Below are 20,169 nucleotides of genomic sequence, written 5' to 3'. Positions count from 1 at the left end.
CGGCTCCAACCGCTCCCACTGAGCATCTGTCAGATCACCCCTATGTCTCACAGTCCTATCAACGACTCAACTGATCGCCAGGACACTGCCTAGTCGCGACCATGGAGGCGACCCTGCTGCTGCACGATCACCCGCCGGGCAGCCTGGTCAAGCTGGACCGTTACCTCTACAACCGGGCCGACGGGATGATCGGAGCGCTGTCCCACGCCATCCGAGGCGCCGCAATCGACGCGATCCTCAGCGGCACCGAACGCGTGACCAAGGAAGGGATCGACGCGATCCCCCTGGACCATGCGGCGGAGACCATGGCGAAGCCGCTGAAGAAGGCAGTTGCCCGATGACCGGGGCTCGATCGGGACGGCTGGCCCGGCTGCCTGTCCAGGTTGCCCCGCGGCTCGGTGAGGAAACCGACTCCTTCATCCGGCGTCTCGCCCGTGCCAACCACCTCAAGCCCAGCTATCTGCACGGATATCTCTGCGGGCCGCCATTCTGGTTCGGCAAGCCTCTCCTGGACCGGCTCGCCGACGCCGCCGGGCGGTCTCCGCAGGTGCTGGAGCGGGCGCTCGCGGACGCGAGCTCGCCCCGACGACGCGTCAAGCCCAACCCCCGCTACCCAGACAAGGAACTGTTCCCGGGCCGTGGTGAGCTCTCCTACCTCATTTCCGATGACGCCCGCGACGGGACGATGACCGTCCGTGCGCTGGCTGAGCGTTACGAGGTCCCGCAGCGGGCAGTCCGGCTCGTGCTGGACACCGCACGGCCCGCTGATCGTGATGTGAGGTTCCGCAAGGACCCGGTCATGGTCCCCGTCATCCGCCTGGTCGACGACATGCTCGCCCGAGGGGTTCGCGGCAGAGCCATCTGGGCGGAGCTGATGGACAAGCACGACTATTCCGTCTCCTACTCGTCCCTGCTCTACTACGTCCACCGCGGCCGCCACATGAAGCGCGAGCCGCAGCAATGAGGAACCGACAAAAGCGCGCCCATCACGCGCCCGGCGTCTGTTCCCACTGCCCATCCAGGTGCGGCCCGTCGCAGGCGAAGGCTTCACGTCCTTCATCCAACGCCTCGCTGCCGCCAACCATCTCAAGGCCGGACACCTCCGGACTTACCTCTGCGAGCCGCCTCTGCACCGGGGGCATCCACGGTAGGAGCGATTGGCCGCAGTGACCGGCCGCGAGCCCCAGATTCTCCGGACGATCCTGGAGAACACCCGGTGCACGGAGTGCGGCGACCTGCTGCCCATCACGCCAGCAGGCAGCAGTCGGCGGCAGCGTTGCTCGCACGCCTGCCGGCAGAAGAGCTACCGCAAACGCCACCCGAAGCCGCGAAGCCAACGAGCGGTCGTCTGCGCAGGCTGCGGTCAGAAACTGACCGTCGCGACTGGCGGAGAAACACGGCGCTGGTGTTCAGCGAGCTGCCGGCAGAAGGCCTTCCGCCAACGTCAGCGCGGGGAAGCCGAGGCCCCTGCGGCTCCCGACCCAAGCGCACACCGAGAAATGAAGAGGAACCCCCAACGGCGGGCAGCGACAATGGAACCGTGCTGATCATGGATGCCATCGTGGAAACCTATGACGCCGCGGACTTCACTCTGTGGCCCACCGCTGCCCCGAACTCGGACCGCCTACTGGTCCTCTCCGACCAGATGTCACCGCTGGAAGTCGGAACAGTGATGGCGGTCCTGACCAGCTACAACCACGACGACCCCGACGGCCCGGCCCCGGACATCAAGCCCGGCACCCGGCACATCCAGAACCTGCTGAACGTCGATCTCGTCATCGCGCCGGGCGGCATCCTCCTACAGGACACCGCGACCGGCGTCGTGATCGCTCCGGGGTGCTGCTTCGGCCTGGAAAACTGGCGCGACTGGCTCGGCCTCATACACGGCGAAGAGGTCTGGCTCGGTCACGGCACCACCGCACACGTCGAACACCGGGGAACACTCGTCAAGGTGTGGCCTGACACGGACCCACCAGCAAAGACCCCCATCGAGCTTCCCCTGGCCGATCTGCCGGACCTTCTGCAAACCGTGCACGACAAGCTCCACGGTTTCCTCACCCTCGCCGAGCAATGGGCTTCCCGTTACGCGCCGGCACTTGCCCCCGCTCTGATCGCCAAGCTCAACGAAGATCTGAACATCGGCCCCCCGCTGGAGGACCCCCAGACCAGAAACCTTCCACAAACAGCGGGCCCGTCGCCTGGCGACTGCTAACCAGAGATCGGTAGTTCCTGAGCACGGACATAGAGTGAGTTCCTCGACGAAACGGCGGGGCAGGCCATGGAGATCACCGTCCAGTGGATACGGACGTTCTGGACGAAGCAATCTCGGGGAGGGCCGGCTGCCTCGCGCAGGAACGCGGCCCCGATAGGCTTCGCGTTGCCGGATGTCACGGCCGGTTCCGCACACGTGATTCGCATGCACGAGCGAGACGACTTCGAGCCCTACGACACCCAGGAAGATCCCGGAAAGGTCGATGTTCAGCTCCGTGAAGCCGACGGACGGCTGCGGGTCTTTCCCCGAGTGGAACCCCTATTCGGCCTGCCGCCACGGCCGCGACGGCCTCCGGCAGTACGACTCGCCCCCGGCCAGTGGGTCCGCTGGCAGCTCAACTACCGCTTCAGCAGTGCGGCAGGGATACGAGACTGGTCGTACTGGCTGGACACGTTCAACATCGCCTACGGCCCGAGGAACGCAGACGTCTTCCTCTCCACACCCACCGTGTTCGTCGACGAGCAAGGGCCACTGCGATAGCCCATCTTGAAGGTCGATCGCACTCCCACATGTCTCGCTGGTTCCGTACTGCCGATTCATGGGGCAGTCGGCGGCGCAACAGGCCCACTACCCTCAGCCGGTATGACAGGCTCTCCCCCCGCGCCGAAGTCGCGCTTTCTCATTCTGCACGACTACGGCATGGGCGGTGCGTGGTGGTGGGTCCACGCGCGATCGCCCCGAGAGATCCTTGAGACCTTCGCGGAAGTCGAGGTGGTCGACAGCCCAGAGGCCATCGACTGGGCTGACCAGGACCTGGACGAAGTCGACATTGACGAGCCGACTATGCCTCCGGGCCTGGACGGGCTGCGGGCCAAGCGCGACGCCCAGCGCGGCCGCCCCGGTTTCGGCGCGCTCGCGGACCGGAGCATCGTGCACCTCCGGCGTCGCTGGGACGGCGACGGTGATGAACCAGCGACCTACCTCATGGAGGTCGGCTCCGACGGCCGCAGGTTGCGCCAGGTGGAGCTCAGTGACGACGGAACCGCGCTGAAGAGCGGCCCAGACGACTGGCCGTTCAATCCGCCGGTTGTGGACCTATTTGACCCTGAGTGGGCGGACATGGAAATCCACCCAGCCGAGTTCGAGGCAGCATGGCTCGAAGCGCGTCATGTCGGCAGCGAGCAATGAAGGGGCCTCGCCCCGCGCAGCGCAGTCAGACGGACCAGATCATGGCCACACCACCGGAGACACGACAGCCACCGACGAATCCACCATGAACCCTCGCAGAACCTGTCTCACCGAACATAGTCCGCGCAGCTCAACAGGACCCACCCGACTAACTTCGTTGCGACAGGTCACCGGCCGATCTCTCGCAGCGAAGGTTGAGCATTGTCATCGAAGGTTGGTGACCGCCAGGTTTCCCACCGAAGGTTGAGTGATCGTTTAGGGCTGGCTGTCCGGGGAGACGGCGGGAAAACCGGTACACGCGTACGCCGACCCCCCTTCTCGGCGCCTTTGAGCTGGACTTTCTCGATAGCGGTCATCGTCGTCGGGTAGCGTTGGGGGCCGGGTGGAACGTCCGGTTCGAGGATGTACCGCCGGTACGCGGGTTCCGCTGGAACAAGGGCGATCACAGCTTTCCCGGCTGGTACTGCGCGGCGACCACGGGCAGCCATGCGGGCTACGAGTCGTGGCTGGAGCGTGACCGCCTGATCTTGCTGGACTTCGCCCCGGACGTCGTCGGGATCTCGTCGGAGCCGTTCTGGCTGCATCGGCACGACGGCGGGCGAAGGCGGCAGGCGCCGGATTACTTCGTTCGGCTCGCCCAGTGCCCGGTTGACCGTCCGTCGTGTCGGGGGCGGTTGTGCGCCGGGCGGTGGTCTGCGCCCGGTGGTGACCGGGGGCCGGCGCCCTGGTGGGCGCGGTCGGCCAGAAACGGGGACGCCTTGGCGTTCGCAGATCCGGATGATCCGGTGGGTGCGGACCGCGGTCAGGTCGTGGTACCGGCCTCGCAAGGTCGGCGAGATCCACAGCACCTGCCCGGTCGGGTCGGTAACGACGGTCCCGAAGCGCCCGCAGACCCTGAAGACATGACCGGTACCCAGCTCGCGCTCCTCGTCGTCACCCTGCTCACCGCCGCCGTCAACGTCGCTATCGCCGCCGCCGACCTCGCCAGGGCGCGCTTCGTGCTGGCAAACTCGGCCGAGGTGGGTGTCCCCCGATCCTGGCTCCCTCGGCTGGCCGCCCTCAAGCTGGCTGGCGCGGCGGGCCTCCTCCTCGGCCTCGTCGACGCCGCGCTGCGCCCCCTCGGCGCCGCCGCGGCCTGCGGTCTCGTCCTGCTCTACCTGGGCGCGCTCGCCTTCCATCTACGCGCCCGCGTGTTCTACAACCTCGCGTTTCCCGGTTTCTACTTCGCCACCGCCGTCGCCTCGCTGGCCTTGACCGCGTCCTCCTGATCGCGGCACCACTCAATGTTCGATGAGAACACCCAACCTTCGCTGCGACAGGTCACGGCCGTCCTCTGTCATCCACCCGCGTCCTGACCGACATGTGGCAGGCCGGCCTCACCCTCGTCGAACACCCACGGGCCCGGCCTGGCGTTCGAACCAGTGGGCTGCCTGGGCGTTCACGGAGGGGCCGACCGTGGGTGTCAGGCGCCGAGTGCGCGGAAGAAGGCACGGACGTCGGTGACGAACGCCTCCGGCTGCTCCAGTGCGAGGAAGTTGCCGCCGTGCTCCAGCTCGCTCCAGTGGGTGATGTTGTGGTCCCGCTCGGCGAAGCGCCGGATGGCGATACCGGTGTGCAGGGCGACGGCCACGCCGGTCGGAACGGTGCCGCGCGCCTTCGGGGCCCAGGCGCCGGCGTCGTGGCCTGCCTCGTAGTAGAGGTTCGCCGAAGAGCCGGCGGTGCCGCTGAACCAGTAGACGCTGATGTTGGTCAGCAGGCGGTCGCGGCCCACGGCGTCCTCGGGGAGCTCGGCGGCGGGGTCGGTCCGTTCCTTGAACTTTTCAGCGATCCAGGCGAGTTGGCCGACCGGCGAGACGTGCAGGCCGTAAAAGGTTCTCCACTTCGTGGTTGCCGCGTGGAGAGCGCCCCGAACCGCCGTCCACGCCAAGCCGGTCGGAGCGGCGACCGGAGGAAGGAGGTGTCGCCGTGAAGTGGCGAACCTGGCCGCCCGCCCGGAAATTCCGGGTCCTGGCGGCGGTTCCGGAGGGAACAAGATGTCCCGTACGGACAGGACCAAGCCGCTGTGGGTACGCCACGCCGAGCACGGCCCACGGCCGGTCCACGATCACCGTCACGACGTGTGCGACCCGCCGCCGAGCCCGGCGCGGGAGTCCGCCGACACACACTGCCGGTGGGAAGACCCCGCCGCCCTGCTGCTGTTCGGCGGCCACTGCTGCTCAGGATGCAAGATGCGCTCCCACATCAAGGAGCGACAGCGATGAGCCCGGGCCGACGGCCGCGAGGAGCGTTACGCGGGCCGGCGCGAAGCCCGTCGCCCGACCGTCGGGGAGGACGGCGACTGACCACTGCCCCCCCTTCGCGGTCGTACCGGCGGACCGAGGAAGGGACCGGGCAGAGGTGCCGTTCCGGCAGGCCGACGCCGGCCTGACGGCGCGGTCACCCGTACGGCCGCACCCGGGTGGTCGCGCCGCCCGGTCGGCCGCAGGATGGACCGGTGACACTCCGACACCCCACCCCAGGAGAGCACTTATCTCACATGTGAGATAACCTTCCGCTATGGCAGACGACTACCTCGTACGCATCGGCAAGCTCATCCGTGACGCCCGGCAGCACCGGGGGTGGACACAGAGCCAACTCGCCGACGCGCTGGCCACCAGCCAGAGCGCCGTGAACCGCATCGAGCGCGGCAACCAGAACATCAGCCTTGAGATGATCGCGCGCATCGGTGAGGCGCTCGACAGCGAAATCGTGTCCCTCGGGTACGCGGGCCCGATGCATCTGCGGGTGGTCGGCGGACGCCGGCTTTCCGGGGCCATCGACGTCAAGACGAGCAAGAACGCGTGTGTGGCGCTGCTCTGCGGCTCGCTGCTCAACAAGGGCCGTACCGTGCTGCGCCGCGTGGCCCGCATCGAGGAGGTCTTCCGGCTGCTGGAGGTGCTGAACTCCATCGGCGTCCGCACCCGCTGGATCAACGACGGTGTGGACCTGGAGATCGTGCCGCCCGCCGAACTGGACATGGAGGCCATCGACGCGGAGGCGGCCCGCCGCACCCGTTCGATCATCATGTTCCTCGGCCCCCTGCTGCACCGGATGGACACCTTCCGGCTACCGTACGCGGGCGGCTGCGACCTCGGTACGCGCACCATCGAGCCGCACATGATCGCGTTGCGCCGCTTCGGTCTCGACATCGCGGCGACCGAGGGGCTGTACCACGCCCAGGTGGACCACTCCGTCTCGCCCGACCGCCCGATCGTCCTGACCGAGCGCGGGGACACCGTCACCGAGAACGCCCTGCTGGCCGCCGCCCGCCACGACGGCGCGACCGTCATCCGCAACGCCTCCTCCAACTACATGGTCCAGGACCTCTGTTTCTTCCTGGAGGCGCTGGGCGTACGGGTCGACGGCATCGGCACGACCACCCTGACCGTGCACGGCGTGCCCTCCATCGACGTGGACGTGGACTACTCCCCCTCCGAGGACCCGGTCGAGGCGATGAGCCTGATCGCCGCCGCCGTGGTCACCGAGTCGCAGCTCACGATCCGCCGCGTGCCGATCGAGTTCCTGGAGATCGAGCTGGCGGTGCTGGAGGAGATGGGCCTCGACCACGACCGTACGACCGAGTACTGCGCCGACAACGGCCGTACGCGGCTGGTGGATCTGACCGTACGGCCCTCGAAACTGGAGGCGCCGATCGACAAGATCCACCCGATGCCGTTCCCCGGCCTGAACATCGACAACGTGCCGTTCTTCGCGGCCATCGCGGCGGTCGCGCAGGGCCAGACCCTGATCCACGACTGGGTCTACGACAACCGCGCCATCTACCTCACGGACCTCAACCGCCTCGGCGGACGCCTCCAGCTCCTCGACCCCCACCGCGTCCTGGTGGAGGGCCCGACCCGCTGGCGCGCAGCCGAGATGATGTGCCCGCCCGCGCTGCGGCCCGCCGTGGTCGTGCTGCTGGCGATGATGGCGGCGGAGGGCACGTCCGTACTGCGCAACGTCTATGTCATCAACCGGGGGTACGAGGACCTGGCGGAGCGGCTCAACTCGGTGGGCGCGCAGATCGAGATCTTCCGGGACATCTGACCAGCGCGGTGTCGTGCCCCTTGGGGGCAAGGGGCACAACACCTCAACATGCCAGCTGACCTGCGGATACCTACCTTCACAGCCTCCCACTGATCACTGTTGTTTTTCAGCACATTGTGCAACGCACATGCAAGATGATCTTGGATGACTGACGATGCGTCAGAGGCGCCTGAGTGCCCGCCAGCCTTCACGGAGAGTTGTCGCCGAAGTGGCCTCGCAACGTCCGCTGTCGGTCGTGTCACGCCGACCACGTCTGGTCGACGAGGTGAACCGCGATCCTTGGATTCAACCGGTCCGAGCAACAGTGCTGGTCGAGGACGGTATACGTGGCAACAACGGCGGACGCGACGCCTACCGTGCAATCGCCGCGCAGGAACGGGCACTTGACCGCGCCCGACGCCCGGAACAGTGCCTGCTCGCAGCCAGACCTGCGCTCAGACAGACGGAGCCGGCTCATGCCTCCGGGCGGGCCGGTGTCCTTCAGGGGCTGCGGCAGGGGCGGCAACTGGACCGGTCGGCCATCCCGGCCTCGCCGAGTTCGCGACAGCGGTCGACCCACCGCTGGGCGGTGGGTCGGTGAGACCTGGAAACGGGGCATACGCCTCATCGTGGGGGCCGGTACGGAGAGCGGCCAGATTCTGCGGATCCGCACCCCAGCAGGGTGAGGCGCGGATCGGCGGTGCTGCGCATACTCGGTGTCATGAACAAGCACGGGCAGCTCGCCGACTTCCTCCAGGCACGCCGGGGCCTTCTGCTCCCCGAGGATGTCGGGTTGCAGAACTACGGCGAGCGGCGCCGGGTGCCGGGGTTGCGGCGGGAGGAGCTGGCGATGCTCGCAGGCATCAGCGCTCCTTATTACGCCCGGCTTGAGCAGGGTCAGTCGCGCAACGCCTCGCGCGAGGTGCTCGACGCGATCGCGACTGCCCTGCGTCTGGACGAGTCCGAGCGGGCCCATCTGCACGAACTCGCCCGTGCGCCGAAGCGGGGCAGAGCTGCGCCGCGTCCCCGTCCCGAGCGTGTTCCCCCGGCCACCAGCGCGTTGCTGTCAGCTCTCGAAGGCACACCCGCCATCGTCATGGGCCGCCGTAGTGACGTTCTGGCCTGGAACACGCAGGGACACGCGTTGTTTGCCGGCCATGTCGACCGGGACAGCCCCGCTGAACTGGGCCGTCGGCCGAACATGGCGAGGCTGGTATTCCTCGACGCGCACACCTGGGACCTCTATACCGATTGGCCCGCCAAGGCCAGGGCCGTGGTCGGCAACCTGCGCCTGACGGCCGGCCGGTATCCGGAGGACTCCTTGCTGGCCGGACTCGTCGGCGAGCTGACCATGCGCAGCCCGGAGTTTGCGGCCATGTGGGCCGACCACCGGATTTTGGCCTGCGATGTCGCCGATTACGAGATGCACCATCCCACGGTCGGGATCCTGACCGTCACTCAGCAGACACTGCAGAGTCCGCAAGGAGACGGGCCGGCCGTGGTGATCGCCACGGCCACTGCGGGGTCCCCCTCCGCAACAGCCCTCAGCCTCCTCGCCCACGCCAGCGGGCCGAGCGAGACAGCCCAAACCCGCAGAGGCGCACAATCCCGCCCCTCCTGACCTGAGAAGCCCCTCCTCAAGCCCCTTCAGCGGCCAAGGACGCCCTGAGCGCGCGTAATTGGCGCCGCATCCCGCCTCCAACTGTCGGGCTCCACATACCTCCCGACACACCCCTGGCCGCGGCATGCCCGCATGCCTGAAAACAGAGAAGGTACCCATGCGCAAGCGAAACAGTCTCCTCGCAACAGCTGCGACGATGGCCGCAGCGGCCATCGCATTGGCCCTCCCGGCCGACGCCACCCCGGCGGCCCCGAAGCCCCTGAGCCACGTTCGGATTACCAACCACTTCGACCTGGCCGCAGGCCAGATGCCCGAGAACATCGCGCTGCTGCCCGACGGCAAGGCCAACGTGACCTTCGCCGGCAGCCGCCAGATCGCTCAGATCACCCCCGGGGGCAGCACCCGCATCCTGGCGACCCTGCCCGCACCCGCCGATGGCGGAGTCAAGACCCCCGCCCTCGGATTCCCCCTCACCACCGGCATCGTCCAGGCTCCGGACGGAAGCACGTACGCGCTGTACGCGACCGGCACCGCCGACCTGACGGGCCTGTGGCGGCTGACGCCCGGCAAGGCACCGGAGCGCATCGCCGCGCTGCCCGCGAACGGCCTGCCCAACGGTCTGGCGCTCGACCCGCACAGCAAGCAGCTCTACATCACCGACTCGGCGCTCGGCACCGTGTGGGCCGTCCCTCTTTCCGGGGGCCGGCCCACCGCCTGGTCCACCGCGCCCGAGCTCGCTGCGACCGGCTTCCTCGGAGCCAACGGTGCGAAGGTGCACGACGGCGCGCTCTGGGTGAGCAACCTCGACAAGGGCACCCTCGTGCGCATCCCGATCCGTCACGGAAACCGGGCGGGCGTCCCGCAGGTGAAGGCAACCGGCCTGGCCGGTATCGACGACTTCGCCTTCACCGGCCGCGGCGACGAGGTGCTCGCCACCCTCGACGCCCCCAACAAGGTTGTACTCATCCAGCCCGACGGCACCAACACCACCGTTCTGGACACCGACGACGGACTGCAGAACCCCACCTCCGTCGCACTGCGCGGCAAGGAGGTGTACGTCCTCAACGCCGCCTACACCACGGCCAAGGACCCCAACCTCCTGCTCGCCCGCCTGCACGGCCACCGCTAGGGCCTCTCGTTTGGATCTTGCCGGGCTCGCGCGCCCTGGATCCAAATCGGCTCCGAGCCGCCTGGCACGACTGCACGAGAACCATGACAGATACAGGAGCAGCATCATGAGCGACATCACTCTCGGCGACGTCGAGGTGACACGGGTTGAGGAAATGCATGGATCCGTCGGGATGACCCCGGACGTGTTCTTTCCCGAATCGCCGAAGCACGAGTGGGACGCACTCCGTTCCGTCGTCGTCCCGGACTTCCTCGATGAGAAGACCGATATCTGCAACGTTGCCGTGCAGACCTGGGTGCTGCGCAGCGAAGGCAGGACCATCCTCATCGACACCGGCGTCGGCAACCACAAGGAACGCCCCTACGTACCGTCCTGGGGCCACCTGGAGCTGGACTTCCTCGGCAATCTGGAGCGGGCGGGCGTACGCCCCGACGACGTCGACATTGTGATCAACACGCACCTGCACGTCGATCATGTCGGCTGGAACACCCGATTGGAGGGCCAGTCCTGGGTTCCCACGTTCCGCAACGCCTCATATCTGATGCCCAAGGCCGACTTCGAGTTCTGGAACCCGGCCAACAACCCGAAAATAGCCGGCGGGGTCAACCAGAACGTCTTCGAAGACAGCATCGCACCGGTACACGCCGCCGGCCAGGTCACACTCTGGGAAACGAGCCACACCATCGACGCCAATCTCCGCCTGCGGGCCGCGCCCGGCCACACACCGGGATCAAGCGTGGTCATGCTGGCTTCCGGCACCGAGCGCGCGGTCTTCTCGGGCGACCTGCTGCACTCCCCCTTCCAGATCATGCAGCCACAACACAACAGCTGCTTCTGCGAGGACCCCCACGCCGCCCGCGAGACCCGGCAGGAAATTCTCGGCTGGGCCGCGGACACCAATGCGCTCGTCCTGCCCGCCCACTTCGCCGGGCACGGCGCCCTGGAAGTGGAGCGCAGCGGCAGCGCGTTCGGCATCAAGCGGTGGGCCTCGCTCGACCGCCTCTGACCCGCAGGCCGGATTCACAGCCGAGACCCCGGCCGCCACCGCGGGGCCGGGGTCTCGGGCCGCCTTCATCCCATTTCCGACGGCCACCTGAGCCACGGAGAGGAACCATCGTGGGCCACGACAGCGATCCCATCCTCACGACTGCCCAGGGGGCGGTCCGAGGGCTGCGTCAGGACACCACCGCCGCCTTCCTGAACATCCCCTACGCCGCCGCACCCCTCGGCGCCGGCCGCTTCGCCCCGCCGCAGCCGCACGAACCGTGGGACGGTGTACGGGACGCCACGGTGCCGGGTCCCAACGCCCCTCAGTCCGAACGCAAGCTCGGCGCGGTGGACATGTCCCCCTACTTCGGTGCCGGCTGGAGCCGCGGGGAGGACTACCTCACCGTCAACATCCGCAAGCCTGCCGCCTCAGACGAAGACCTGCCCGTCATGGTCTTCGTCCACGGCGGCGGGTTCGTCGCCGGATCCACACGGTCCGCGCTGTACGACGGCTCCGCCTTCGCTCGCCACGGCGTCGTACTCGTCACCCTCAACTACCGGCTCGGCATCCCAGGATTCCTCGACCTCCCCGGAGCGCCGGCCAACCGCGGCCTGCTCGACGTGGTGGCCGCACTGCGTTGGGTGCGGGAGAACATCGCCGCTTTCGGTGGTGATGCCCGTAACGTCACACTCTTCGGTCAGTCGGCCGGCGCCACCATCGTCGGTGGCGTCCTCGCCATGCCCGAGGCCACCGGCCTCCTGCGCCGGGCGATCATTCAAAGTGGCAGCGGCATGGGGGCGTTCACCGCACAGCAGGCCGGCCGCGTCACCCGGGCAGCAGCCGGGGCCCTGGGGGTCGAGCCTCACGCCGACGCCTTCGCGGACATTCCCGACGAGCGCCTGGTCGAGGCCGCCGGCCAACTCGCCGGAATCGACCTGCAGACCCAGACCCACTACGACCCTCTGGTCGGGCTCAGCCCCTTCAGCCTGGTCCTGGACATGCAGCCCGCGGAATCCGTCGCCGCCGGCCTGGCAGCCGGCATCGACCTGCTCATCGGAACCACCTCCGAGGAGGGCAACCTCTATCTCGTCCCCGCAGGGGCCTACACCACCTCGACCGCGGCCGACGTCGACGCCGCGGCGACCCGGTCCCACCCCCAACCGGTGCGGCTCATCGAGGCCTATCGCACAGCACGGCCCGAAGCATCCTTCGGCGAGCTGCGGGCCGCCATCATGGGCGATGCCGCATTCGGCGCGGGCAGCCGGGCCCTGGCCGACGCACACGCCACCCACTCCCGGTCCCACACCTACAGCTACGAGTTCGCGTGGCGCTCCCAGGCCGTGGGAGGAGATCTCGGTGCCGCCCACACGATGGAACTTCCCTTCGTCTTCGACCGCACCCATCTCCCCCAACTGCACGGCCCTCACGGCCTGCTCGGACCGAAGCGGCCTCCCGCGGATCTCGCTTCCCGCATGCACGGGGCCTGGGTCCGGTTCGCCAGAACCGGCGCCCCCGGCTGGGAGCCGTACACCAACAAGCGCCGAACCACCATGCGCATCGACGACAAGTGGAACCAGGTCGACGACCCCCGCAGCCAGGAACGACAAGCCTGGAACTGAGTGCGAACGGCTCATCCAGCACTCGGAGTCGCTGATCACCCGGGCAGCCATCACCCTCATGTCCGGACGAAGCTCCCGCAGAAGCGGACAGCCGGCCTACCGCGAGGCTCAACGCGACCGATCATCCCGCCACTGACGGTCAGCAGCTCGGCCAAGAGGTCGCGAGCCCCTCAAAACCGGCTTTGTCGACGCACCGCCACCCCGGCTCCACCGCGGCAATCCCCTCTCCGGCCTTGACCATGCTGATCCCCGTCCTGGCCGTGCTGGTGCCTTGCCCGCGGCTCCATCGGCGGGATTGACTTCCTGGCTAATGCTGATAGCTTTTAGTTAATGCGGATAGCCAATGGGCTAGCCGGCCACATGGAGGTAGTCGTGACCGAGTTCCTGAACGTCAACGGTGGGACCATCGCCTACGAGATGAGCGGCGCCGCCGGCCCCCTGGTGGTGGTCGCCCACGGCATGGGCGACAGCCGCGAGGCCTACCGGTTCTTCACCCCCGCCCTGGTGGAAGCCGGATACCGAGTCGCCGCGGTGGACCTGCGCGGCCACGGTGAGTCCAGCGTCGGGTGGGCGTCCTACACACGCACCGACCTCGCGGGTGACCTGATCGCCCTGGTGAAACACCTCGGCGGACCCGCGGTGCTCGTCGGCCACTCCATCGCCGGCGGTGCGGTCACGATCGCCGCAGCCCAGGCCCCGGAGCTCATCACCGCGCTGGTCGAGCTCGCGCCCTTCACCCGCAAGCAGCAGGTCAGGCTCGGTGACCTGCGGGTGGCCGGCTACCGCCGCGGCGCGACCCATCTCATGGGCACCACCATCCTCGGCAGCACCCGGCAGTGGGCCAAGTACCTGGACGCCGCCTACCCCGGCTCCAAGCCCGCGGACTTCGACACCCGCATGGGGCAGATCACCGCGATGCTCCAGGAGCCCGGCCGGATGAAGGTCCTGCAGGCGATGGGCAAGATCTCCCCCGCCGACGCCGGTGAACAGCTGGGCAACGTCACCTGCCCCGTGCTCATCGTGCAGGGCACCCTCGACCCCGACTGGGCCTCGCCGCAGGCCGAGGGCGAGGCGATCATCGCCGACCTCCCGACCGGTCTGGGCCGGCTGGAGATGATCGAGGGGGCCGGTCACTACCCGCACGTCCAGTTCCCCCAGCAGACCCTCACCGCGGTCCTGACCTTCCTGGCCGGCGTCGGTGCCTAGGGCAGGCCTGGACGCGGCCACGATCGTCGCCGCCGCCGCCGAGCTCGCCGACGAGATCGGCTTCACCGAGCTGACCATGGGCCGGCTGGCCGAGCGGGTCGGGGTGCGCGCCCCGTCGCTCTACAAGCACATCGCCAGCCAGGACGACCTCCACCGGCGCATCGCGGCGCTCGCCTTCGACGAGGCCGCCGACGCGATCGGCACGGCCATCCAGGGCCGCTCCGGGCGCGACGCCCTGGCCGCCGCGGCCGGAGCACTCCGCGACTACGTGCTCACCCACCCCGGCCGCTACGCGGCCACCCTCGGCCTCACGCCGACCGGTCCCGACGACCCGATCATGCTCGCCTCCAGACGGGGGATCGGCCCCTTCGAAGCGGTACTGCGGGGATACGACATCGGCCCACAGGAGATGACCCACGCGCTGCGGGCGGTGCGCAGCGTCTTCCACGGCTTCGCCAGCCTGCAGGCATCCGGCGGATTCCAGTGGTCCACCGACGTGGGCGAGAGCTTCGAATACCTCATCGACCTCGTCGACCGTGGCCTTCGCCCCGCCGCGGACACAGACCCCGCCGCCGCAGACCCCGCCGATCATCACCGGTAGACCACACGCCCGCCGGACCGCCAACCCTTCCTCCCCACCCCCGCCAGAAGTGGAAACCGTCATGGACGCAGTGCTCACCGCCGTCATCGACATCGACGCCGCCCCGGAAGACGTGTGGAACGTCCTCACCGACTTCGCCACCTACGGCGAGTGGAGCAACTTCTCCGCAGCTGAGGGAACCGCTCAAGTGGGAAGCAGACTCACCATGCGCATGCCGGGCATGACCTTCAGGCCCACGGTCACCGTCGCGACACCCGGCCAGGAGTTGCGGTGGGCAGGCACGCTCGGCACAAAGCGGCTGTTCCACGGCCAGCACTCCTTTGTCCTCTCCCCCAACCACGACGGCACCACCCGCCTGACCAACCGCGAGGAGTTCTCCGGCGCGTTGACCACCCTGACCCGGCGGTTGCTGAGGACGCCCAAGCACGACGGGTACGCCGCGTTCAACCAGGGCCTCAAGCAGCGGGTGGAAGGCCACACCGAGAGCACACGGTGACGACGCCCTCATCTGCCGGCACGACGCGACGATGGAGCCTTTCCGGGCACGCGTCCAGGTCGAACTGCTCACCCGCGGCGCCGGCAGCCGGGCCGCAGCCCTGGCGATGGTGTTCAACTACTCGCGAATAGAGCCACCACGAGTTTCCGGGTACGTGCACCGGATCACGGGAGCCGGTTCCAAGATCCGCATCGCGGTCCGGAACGCCTGCACGAGGGCCGCGTGACTCCTGCACTGTTCGGCTTGTGCAACGACCGTGCAAGATGGTCTTCGGACGGGTTCGTCCGCGGGACTTCTCCGGGACTGTACGCCCGAGCAGCCTGGTACCGGCCCCTGACTCAGGTCACCGCGTCACCAGTAGGTGAGGAGCAGGTGATTGGTGAGCAGCGCGAGGGAGGCCTGCGCGATGAGCCATCCCCGCCGCCCCCCGGCGGGGAGCAGCGCTGCGGCCGTCGGTAGCCACAGGGTGAAGGGGAGCCAGATGCGTTCGGTTTCGGCTTTGCTCATGCCGGAGAGATCGGCTGCCAGCAATGCTGCCAGGAAGGCACACATCATCAGGACGACGGGGGTGAGGTGCTCATGGGGCAGGGCCGGTTCGGAGCTCGTCGCGGGAGGGCACGGCACTCGACGGCCTTCCCTGGCCGGGAGGTCCCGGTGCCGGCGCAGAAGGAGCGGGGCGGCGGCCAGGGCGCGGCGCAGGCCCGCCACCGCGGCGAGGCCCGAGCAGAGTACGACGCAGGCGAGGTTGCCCCAGATCCAGTACGCGTAGGGCCGTACGCCGCCTGATCCCTGGTAGTAGCGCTCGACCAGCAGCGGGTACGCCTCCCACCAGCGAAAGCCCAGGAGGGTGAAGGTGGCGGCGACCGCGGTGATGCCCAGCAGGACGAGGGGTACCGGGCGTGCGGTGCGGGCGCACAGGAGAATCGTCAGAGCGGGAAGGGCCATGAGGGCCAGGCCGTAGGAGAGGTAGAGGGTCAGTCCGAAGAGGAGTCCGCTGCCCAGCGCGGCCAGCGATCCTCGCCGTCGGCCGCGCCCGGATGGTCCATGCCCGGCCGCGAGGGCGAGGAGGGCCAGGGCCCAGGCGGCGACCGCCGCGAAGTAGCCGTCCGCCGAGGTGCCCACCCAGACCGCCGCGGGCGCGAGGACGAGAAAGGGGGCGGCGGTTCTGGCGGCGCGCTCCGCTTCGAGCGCGCGCAGGGTGACCAGGACGGCCACCGCCACCGAACTGCCGGTGACGATGCAGAAGGTCCCGGCCCATCCCCCGCCTCCGAGGCCGATCCGGTCGAGACCGACGAAGGTCAGTACGGCGCCGGGCGGGTGTCCGGCGATGTGCGGCGGCCAACTGCCCGGCGTACCGCCGGCGATGTGCTGACTGAAGTCACGCAGGGCCGCGCCGGCATCGGCGAAACGGTCCACCCCGCGCAGGTATTCGTAGCGTGTCGTCAGCCGGTCCGCCACCCCGGTCCGCCAGCCGTCCACGAGGGCGAGCGACCAGGTCCAGGCCATGGCCGAGAGCCAGACCGCCCACGTCAGGCGAGGCCAGGACAGGCGTGCCGCCACCGCCGGGCCGTACAGCACGACCAGAGCCGCGACCAGCAGCGCGGCAGGTGTCCCCGGACCCACATGGGGCGTCCAGCGGGCGAGCAGTGGCGGCCAGGGGGCACGCAGGCTGCCGGTGGTGTGCTCGATGGCCGCGCCGGCCACGGCCGCGGCGGCGAACAGGAACGCGCCCGAGGCCGCTGTGAGCAGGTCGAGGCGGTGGGGGGACCTCGCGGCCGCTTCGGCCTCGGCGGAAGGCGAACGGCGCGGGAGCGAATGCAGGGTCACGCCGTCACGTTATGTGCGCCGGGCACGCAATCCCGAAAGGCCACGGCGCGTCACCGGGGCACGAATTTCGCCACCTTTTATACCGGTAGGTAACGATGTGGTCGGCGTACGGTCCTGCCATGAATGTCTCTTCCCGGGCCCGGACCGCCGTGCGGCGCGTCTTCTGGCGCAGTCCGGTCAGGGGTCCGTGGCTGACGTCCGTGTTCGGGCTGGTGCTGCTCGTCGGCGTTCCCGTGCTGTTCGTGACGGGGCTGCTGTCGTACGCCGCGTACAACCCGGATCTCGCCCCTGTCAACGACAAGACGCCGGACAAGGGTCTGCTGGGCTTCTACCTCTTCGCCTGGCCGACCGACCCGTACTGGCTCTACCGCGTCACCCAGGGCGTCCACGTCACGCTCGGGGTCGTGCTCGTCCCCATCCTGCTCGCGAAGCTGTGGTCGGTGGTGCCGAAGCTGTACACCGTGCCTCCGGTACGGTCGCCCGGCCACGCGCTCGACCGGCTGTCGCTGCTCCTGCTGGTCGGCGGCGCGCTGTTCGAATTCGTCACCGGGCTGCTCAACATCCAGCTCGACTACCTCTTCCCCGGTTCCTTCTACCAACTGCACTTCTACGGAGCCTGGGTCTTCGTCGGCGCGTTCATCGCCCATGTGATCCTGCGCCTGCCCCGGATGGTGCGGGCGCTGCGCACAAGGGACACCCGCACGGAGCTGCGTACTCCGGTGGCCACGACAATTCCGGAACCACCCGACGCCACCGGGCTGGTCACCCCCTTTCCCGCGGCGCCGACCGTCTCGCGGCGCGGCGCGCTCGCGCTGGCCGGTGCGGGGTCCCTGGTCCTGTTCGTGGTGACGGTGGGGCAGAGCATCGGCGGTCCCTGGCGCAGGACGGCTCTGCTCGCCCCGCACGGCAGACAGCCGGGTTCGGGGCCCAACGGATTCCCCGTCAACAAGACCGCCGCACTGGCCCACATCACCGCCCGCGACATCGGCGCCGACTGGCGGCTCGTGGTCCGCGGCGCCGGCCGGCAGGTGACCCTCACACGGGCCGAGGTGGAACGGCTCCCCCAACACCGCTCCGCACTGCCGATCGCGTGCGTCGAGGGCTGGTCGACCGAGAACCAGCTCTGGGAGGGCGTCCGGCTGGCCGACTTGGCGGGACTGGTCGCCCTGGGGCACGAACCGCCCGGGGTCTTCGTCGAGTCCCTTCAGCCGCACGGCGCCTTCCGCGCGGTCGCCCTCCGCGACAACCAGGTCCGCGATCCCCGCTCACTCCTCGCCCTGCGCGTCAACGGCGCCCCGCTGTCGGCGGACCACGGCAGCCCGGCACGGATCATCATGCCCGGCGCGCCAGGAGTGATGAACACCAAATGGGTGCGGCGGCTGACCTTCGGGGCGACCGCGTGAGGAAACTGACCTGGACGGGCGTGCGCCGGAGCGCCGCGGAACGCTTCCGCGCGGTGTACGGGGAGCCGCCGCTCCATCTCGTCGTCCTGCTCGCCTCCCTCGCGCTGTGCGGCTATGCGCTGGTCAGACTGTTACGGGGCGACTGGCCCGCCATCGCCGTCTGGTTCGTGGGTGCGGCCCTGCTGCACGACCTGGTCCTGGTGCCGCTCTACACGGGAGCGGACTGGCTGACGCACAAGGCCCTCGGCGGCCGGCGGCGTACCTCCTGGAAGGACATCAACTGGCTCCGGGTCCCCTTCTTCCTGTCCCTGCTTCTCCTCCTGGTCTACTGGCCCCTGGTGCTGGGCGACCCGCCCGACTACGAGCGGGCCACCGGCCTGTCGACGGACGTGTTCCTGGGCCGCTGGCTGCTGATCTCGGCCGCACTGTTCGCGGCGACCGGGATCTTGCTGGTCATCCGCAGGTGGCGACCGGACACCCGGCGGGTGATCCGTGGGCTCCGGTACGTCGGGGGCCGCTTCGGACGACGGTCCGCCGGCCGATGAGCGGCCCTGTGGCGCCCGGGTACAGCTGGCCGGCCGTGGGCGTGCGGCGGCGAGGCGCGGTCACACGCGGGGCCGAAGGGGTGATCCTCAGGGCCGCCGGTCCTCCGGAGCTTCGACAGCGCGGCGCGGAAGCGTCATTGCGGACCTTCCGCCGCATAGCGTCACCGGCATGCGCGTACTCGTCACCGGAGGCGCGGGCTTCATCGGCTCGCACATCGTCACTGCCCTCACCTCGGCCGGCCACGAGCCCGTCGTCCTGGACGTCCTGCTGCCCACGGCTCACCCCGTACCGCCGCCGCGTCCCCCCGGAGTGGAGTGGACCGAGGCGGACGTCCGGGACGGGCCCGCTCTCAGGGAAGCGCTGCGCGGGGTGGACGCCGTGTGCCACCAGGCGGCGATGGTGGGACTCGGCAAGGACTTCGCCGACGCACCCGCCTATGTGGGCTGCAACGATCTGGGCACCGCCACCCTGCTCGCCGCGATGGCGGAGACCGGCGTACGGGACCTGGTGCTGGCCGGCTCGATGGTCGTGTACGGCGAGGGCCGTTACGACTGCCCCCGGCACGGCCGGGTCGCACCGGGACCGCGCGTCGCGGCCGACCTGGCGGCGGGGCGCTTCGAGCCCCGGTGCCCGGAGTGCGGAGCGACGTTGACACCCGGGCTGATCGGTGAGGAAGCGGCACCCGATCCGCGCAATGTGTACGCGGCGACGAAGCTGGCGCAGGAACACCTCGCGGCGGCCTGGGCGCGGGCGACGGGCGGCCGGGCCGTGTCGCTGCGCTACCACAACGTGTACGGGCCGGGGATGCCTCGCGACACCCCGTACGCGGGGGTCGCCTCCTTCTTCCGCTCCTCGCTGGCGCGCGGCGAGTCGCCGCGGGTCTTCGAAGACGGCGGCCAGCGCCGGGACTTCGTCCATGTGCGGGACGTAGCGGCGGCGAACGCGCTGGCGCTGACCGCCGTGCGGGAGCGGGAGCCCGGTGTGCTGAGCGCCTTCAACACCGGCAGCGGGGAACCGCGCACGGTCGGCGAGATGGCGACGGCGCTGGCGGACGCGTACAGCGGTCCCGCACCGGTGGTGACCGGGGAGTACCGGCTCGGCGACGTCCGGCACATCACCGCCTCGTCGCGGCGGCTGCGAACGGAACTGGGCTGGCGGCCCACGGTGGGATTCGCGGCGGGCATGACGGAGTTCGCCCGCTCGGGCCAGCGCGGGGCCGCGGTCGCACCGGAGTCCATGGCGGCACCGGCCTCCTGACCCGACGGCCC

General features: G+C 69.3%; 21 protein-coding genes and 3 pseudogenes. 20 read left to right on the top strand and 4 right to left on the bottom strand.

Annotated elements, in window-relative coordinates; genetic code table 11:
- Positions 1-101 precede the first annotated feature (101 nt).
- The 6 genes and pseudogenes from ACFXPL_RS20450 to ACFXPL_RS20425 form a co-directional block, all read left to right on the top strand.
- The gene (locus tag ACFXPL_RS20450; RefSeq protein WP_384921126.1) at positions 102-341 is read left to right on the top strand and encodes a hypothetical protein; all 240 of its coding nucleotides are present in this window, start codon (positions 102-104) and stop codon (positions 339-341) included.
- On the top strand, positions 338-964 hold the full coding sequence (locus tag ACFXPL_RS20445; RefSeq protein ID WP_384921124.1) for a hypothetical protein: 627 nt from the start codon (positions 338-340) through the stop codon (positions 962-964). Before ACFXPL_RS20450 ends, ACFXPL_RS20445 begins: the two co-directional genes overlap by 4 nt.
- A gap of 576 nt (positions 965-1,540) precedes the next feature.
- A complete protein-coding gene (locus tag ACFXPL_RS20440) occupies positions 1,541-2,212 on the top strand; it encodes a hypothetical protein (protein WP_384921122.1) in 672 nt (223 codons plus the stop codon).
- 66 nt (positions 2,213-2,278) lie between these two features.
- Complete coding sequence (locus ACFXPL_RS20435) at positions 2,279-2,752, top strand: hypothetical protein (protein ID WP_384921119.1); 474 nt, start codon at positions 2,279-2,281, stop codon at positions 2,750-2,752.
- A gap of 102 nt (positions 2,753-2,854) precedes the next feature.
- The gene (locus ACFXPL_RS20430; protein ID WP_384921117.1) at positions 2,855-3,400 is read left to right on the top strand and encodes a hypothetical protein; all 546 of its coding nucleotides are present in this window, start codon (positions 2,855-2,857) and stop codon (positions 3,398-3,400) included.
- A 371-nt stretch (positions 3,401-3,771) separates the two neighbouring features.
- A pseudogene (locus ACFXPL_RS20425) lies at positions 3,772-3,987 on the top strand (hypothetical protein); the annotation flags it as partial.
- 24 nt (positions 3,988-4,011) lie between these two features.
- On the opposite strand, the pseudogene ACFXPL_RS20420 reads toward ACFXPL_RS20425, so the two are convergent.
- Positions 4,012-4,272 (bottom strand): annotated as a pseudogene (locus ACFXPL_RS20420) (transposase family protein); the annotation flags it as partial.
- A gap of 30 nt (positions 4,273-4,302) precedes the next feature.
- On the opposite strand from ACFXPL_RS20420, the gene ACFXPL_RS20415 reads away from it, so the two are divergent.
- Positions 4,303-4,668, top strand: coding sequence for a DoxX family protein (locus tag ACFXPL_RS20415; protein WP_384921139.1), 366 nt, complete (start codon positions 4,303-4,305; stop codon positions 4,666-4,668).
- A gap of 194 nt (positions 4,669-4,862) precedes the next feature.
- Here the strand turns inward: ACFXPL_RS20415 and ACFXPL_RS20410 are convergent, their stop codons facing one another.
- Complete coding sequence (locus ACFXPL_RS20410) at positions 4,863-5,171, bottom strand: hypothetical protein (RefSeq protein ID WP_384921114.1); 309 nt, start codon at positions 5,169-5,171, stop codon at positions 4,863-4,865.
- 262 nt (positions 5,172-5,433) lie between these two features.
- On the opposite strand from ACFXPL_RS20410, the gene ACFXPL_RS20405 reads away from it, so the two are divergent.
- The gene (locus ACFXPL_RS20405) at positions 5,434-5,661 is read left to right on the top strand and encodes a hypothetical protein (protein ID WP_384921111.1); all 228 of its coding nucleotides are present in this window, start codon (positions 5,434-5,436) and stop codon (positions 5,659-5,661) included.
- Between the two features lie 295 nt (positions 5,662-5,956).
- Positions 5,957-7,486 (top strand): helix-turn-helix domain-containing protein, encoded by a 1,530-nt coding sequence (locus ACFXPL_RS20400; RefSeq protein ID WP_384921108.1) that lies wholly within the window; start codon positions 5,957-5,959, stop codon positions 7,484-7,486.
- Between the two features lie 483 nt (positions 7,487-7,969).
- On the opposite strand, the pseudogene ACFXPL_RS20395 reads toward ACFXPL_RS20400, so the two are convergent.
- A pseudogene (locus ACFXPL_RS20395) lies at positions 7,970-8,090 on the bottom strand (IS481 family transposase); the annotation flags it as partial.
- Between the two features lie 96 nt (positions 8,091-8,186).
- Between ACFXPL_RS20395 and ACFXPL_RS20390 the strand changes: the two are divergent.
- From ACFXPL_RS20390 to ACFXPL_RS20355, 8 genes are all read left to right on the top strand, one after another.
- Positions 8,187-9,086, top strand: coding sequence for a helix-turn-helix domain-containing protein (locus tag ACFXPL_RS20390; RefSeq protein ID WP_384921105.1), 900 nt, complete (start codon positions 8,187-8,189; stop codon positions 9,084-9,086).
- Between the two features lie 157 nt (positions 9,087-9,243).
- Positions 9,244-10,215: a hypothetical protein gene (locus ACFXPL_RS20385; protein WP_384921102.1), complete on the top strand. Its 972-nt coding sequence runs from the start codon at positions 9,244-9,246 to the stop codon at positions 10,213-10,215.
- Between the two features lie 106 nt (positions 10,216-10,321).
- A complete protein-coding gene (locus tag ACFXPL_RS20380) occupies positions 10,322-11,221 on the top strand; it encodes an MBL fold metallo-hydrolase (protein WP_384921100.1) in 900 nt (299 codons plus the stop codon).
- A gap of 110 nt (positions 11,222-11,331) precedes the next feature.
- The gene (locus ACFXPL_RS20375; RefSeq protein WP_384921097.1) at positions 11,332-12,822 is read left to right on the top strand and encodes a carboxylesterase/lipase family protein; all 1,491 of its coding nucleotides are present in this window, start codon (positions 11,332-11,334) and stop codon (positions 12,820-12,822) included.
- 372 nt (positions 12,823-13,194) lie between these two features.
- Positions 13,195-14,028 (top strand): alpha/beta fold hydrolase, encoded by an 834-nt coding sequence (locus ACFXPL_RS20370; RefSeq protein WP_384921094.1) that lies wholly within the window; start codon positions 13,195-13,197, stop codon positions 14,026-14,028.
- Positions 14,029-14,050: 22 nt separating this feature from the next.
- Positions 14,051-14,629 (top strand): TetR/AcrR family transcriptional regulator, encoded by a 579-nt coding sequence (locus ACFXPL_RS20365; protein WP_384921136.1) that lies wholly within the window; start codon positions 14,051-14,053, stop codon positions 14,627-14,629.
- Positions 14,630-14,690: 61 nt separating this feature from the next.
- Positions 14,691-15,125, top strand: a complete 435-nt coding sequence (locus ACFXPL_RS20360; RefSeq protein WP_384921091.1) for an SRPBCC family protein — start codon at positions 14,691-14,693, stop codon at positions 15,123-15,125.
- Positions 15,126-15,156: 31 nt separating this feature from the next.
- Positions 15,157-15,351, top strand: a complete 195-nt coding sequence (locus ACFXPL_RS20355; protein ID WP_384921089.1) for a hypothetical protein — start codon at positions 15,157-15,159, stop codon at positions 15,349-15,351.
- Between the two features lie 125 nt (positions 15,352-15,476).
- Here ACFXPL_RS20355 and ACFXPL_RS20350 read toward each other — a convergent pair whose 3' ends face one another.
- The gene (locus ACFXPL_RS20350) at positions 15,477-16,952 is read right to left on the bottom strand and encodes a hypothetical protein (RefSeq protein WP_384921086.1); all 1,476 of its coding nucleotides are present in this window, start codon (positions 16,950-16,952) and stop codon (positions 15,477-15,479) included.
- A 119-nt stretch (positions 16,953-17,071) separates the two neighbouring features.
- Here ACFXPL_RS20350 and ACFXPL_RS20345 point away from each other — a divergent pair, with 119 nt between their 5' ends.
- The 3 genes from ACFXPL_RS20345 (at position 17,072) to ACFXPL_RS20335 (ending at position 20,158) form a co-directional block, all read left to right on the top strand.
- A complete protein-coding gene (locus ACFXPL_RS20345) occupies positions 17,072-18,355 on the top strand; it encodes a molybdopterin-dependent oxidoreductase (RefSeq protein WP_384921083.1) in 1,284 nt (427 codons plus the stop codon).
- The gene (locus ACFXPL_RS20340; RefSeq protein ID WP_384921080.1) at positions 18,352-18,900 is read left to right on the top strand and encodes a hypothetical protein; all 549 of its coding nucleotides are present in this window, start codon (positions 18,352-18,354) and stop codon (positions 18,898-18,900) included. Before ACFXPL_RS20345 ends, ACFXPL_RS20340 begins: the two co-directional genes overlap by 4 nt.
- A 169-nt stretch (positions 18,901-19,069) precedes the next feature.
- Positions 19,070-20,158: an NAD-dependent epimerase/dehydratase family protein gene (locus ACFXPL_RS20335; RefSeq protein WP_384921077.1), complete on the top strand. Its 1,089-nt coding sequence runs from the start codon at positions 19,070-19,072 to the stop codon at positions 20,156-20,158.
- Positions 20,159-20,169 lie beyond the last annotated feature (11 nt).

It is taken from the genome of Streptomyces sp. NPDC059092 (assembly GCF_042756365.1).
In the GTDB taxonomy this organism is placed as follows: Bacteria; Actinomycetota; Actinomycetes; order Streptomycetales; family Streptomycetaceae; genus Streptomyces.
Note: the sequence above shows the minus strand (reverse complement) of the source record. Positions and strands in the feature narration are given on the sequence as shown.

What these genes read in the sequence shown, in the direction of transcription:
- ACFXPL_RS20450 (WP_384921126.1), top strand. Translation starts at nt 102, where the DNA reads ATGGAGGCGACCCTGCTGCTGCACGATCACCCGCCGGGCAGCCTGGTC.
- ACFXPL_RS20445 (WP_384921124.1), top strand. Translation starts at nt 338, where the DNA reads ATGACCGGGGCTCGATCGGGACGGCTGGCCCGGCTGCCTGTCCAGGTT.
- ACFXPL_RS20435 (WP_384921119.1), top strand. Translation starts at nt 2,279, where the DNA reads ATGGAGATCACCGTCCAGTGGATACGGACGTTCTGGACGAAGCAATCT.
- ACFXPL_RS20430 (WP_384921117.1), top strand. Translation starts at nt 2,855, where the DNA reads ATGACAGGCTCTCCCCCCGCGCCGAAGTCGCGCTTTCTCATTCTGCAC.
- ACFXPL_RS20415 (WP_384921139.1), top strand. Translation starts at nt 4,303, where the DNA reads ATGACCGGTACCCAGCTCGCGCTCCTCGTCGTCACCCTGCTCACCGCC.
- ACFXPL_RS20405 (WP_384921111.1), top strand. Translation starts at nt 5,434, where the DNA reads ATGTCCCGTACGGACAGGACCAAGCCGCTGTGGGTACGCCACGCCGAG.
- ACFXPL_RS20400 (WP_384921108.1), top strand. Translation starts at nt 5,957, where the DNA reads ATGGCAGACGACTACCTCGTACGCATCGGCAAGCTCATCCGTGACGCC.
- ACFXPL_RS20390 (WP_384921105.1), top strand. Translation starts at nt 8,187, where the DNA reads ATGAACAAGCACGGGCAGCTCGCCGACTTCCTCCAGGCACGCCGGGGC.
- ACFXPL_RS20385 (WP_384921102.1), top strand. Translation starts at nt 9,244, where the DNA reads ATGCGCAAGCGAAACAGTCTCCTCGCAACAGCTGCGACGATGGCCGCA.
- ACFXPL_RS20380 (WP_384921100.1), top strand. Translation starts at nt 10,322, where the DNA reads ATGAGCGACATCACTCTCGGCGACGTCGAGGTGACACGGGTTGAGGAA.
- ACFXPL_RS20360 (WP_384921091.1), top strand. Translation starts at nt 14,691, where the DNA reads ATGGACGCAGTGCTCACCGCCGTCATCGACATCGACGCCGCCCCGGAA.
- ACFXPL_RS20355 (WP_384921089.1), top strand. Translation starts at nt 15,157, where the DNA reads ATGGAGCCTTTCCGGGCACGCGTCCAGGTCGAACTGCTCACCCGCGGC.
- ACFXPL_RS20345 (WP_384921083.1), top strand. Translation starts at nt 17,072, where the DNA reads ATGAATGTCTCTTCCCGGGCCCGGACCGCCGTGCGGCGCGTCTTCTGG.
- ACFXPL_RS20335 (WP_384921077.1), top strand. Translation starts at nt 19,070, where the DNA reads ATGCGCGTACTCGTCACCGGAGGCGCGGGCTTCATCGGCTCGCACATC.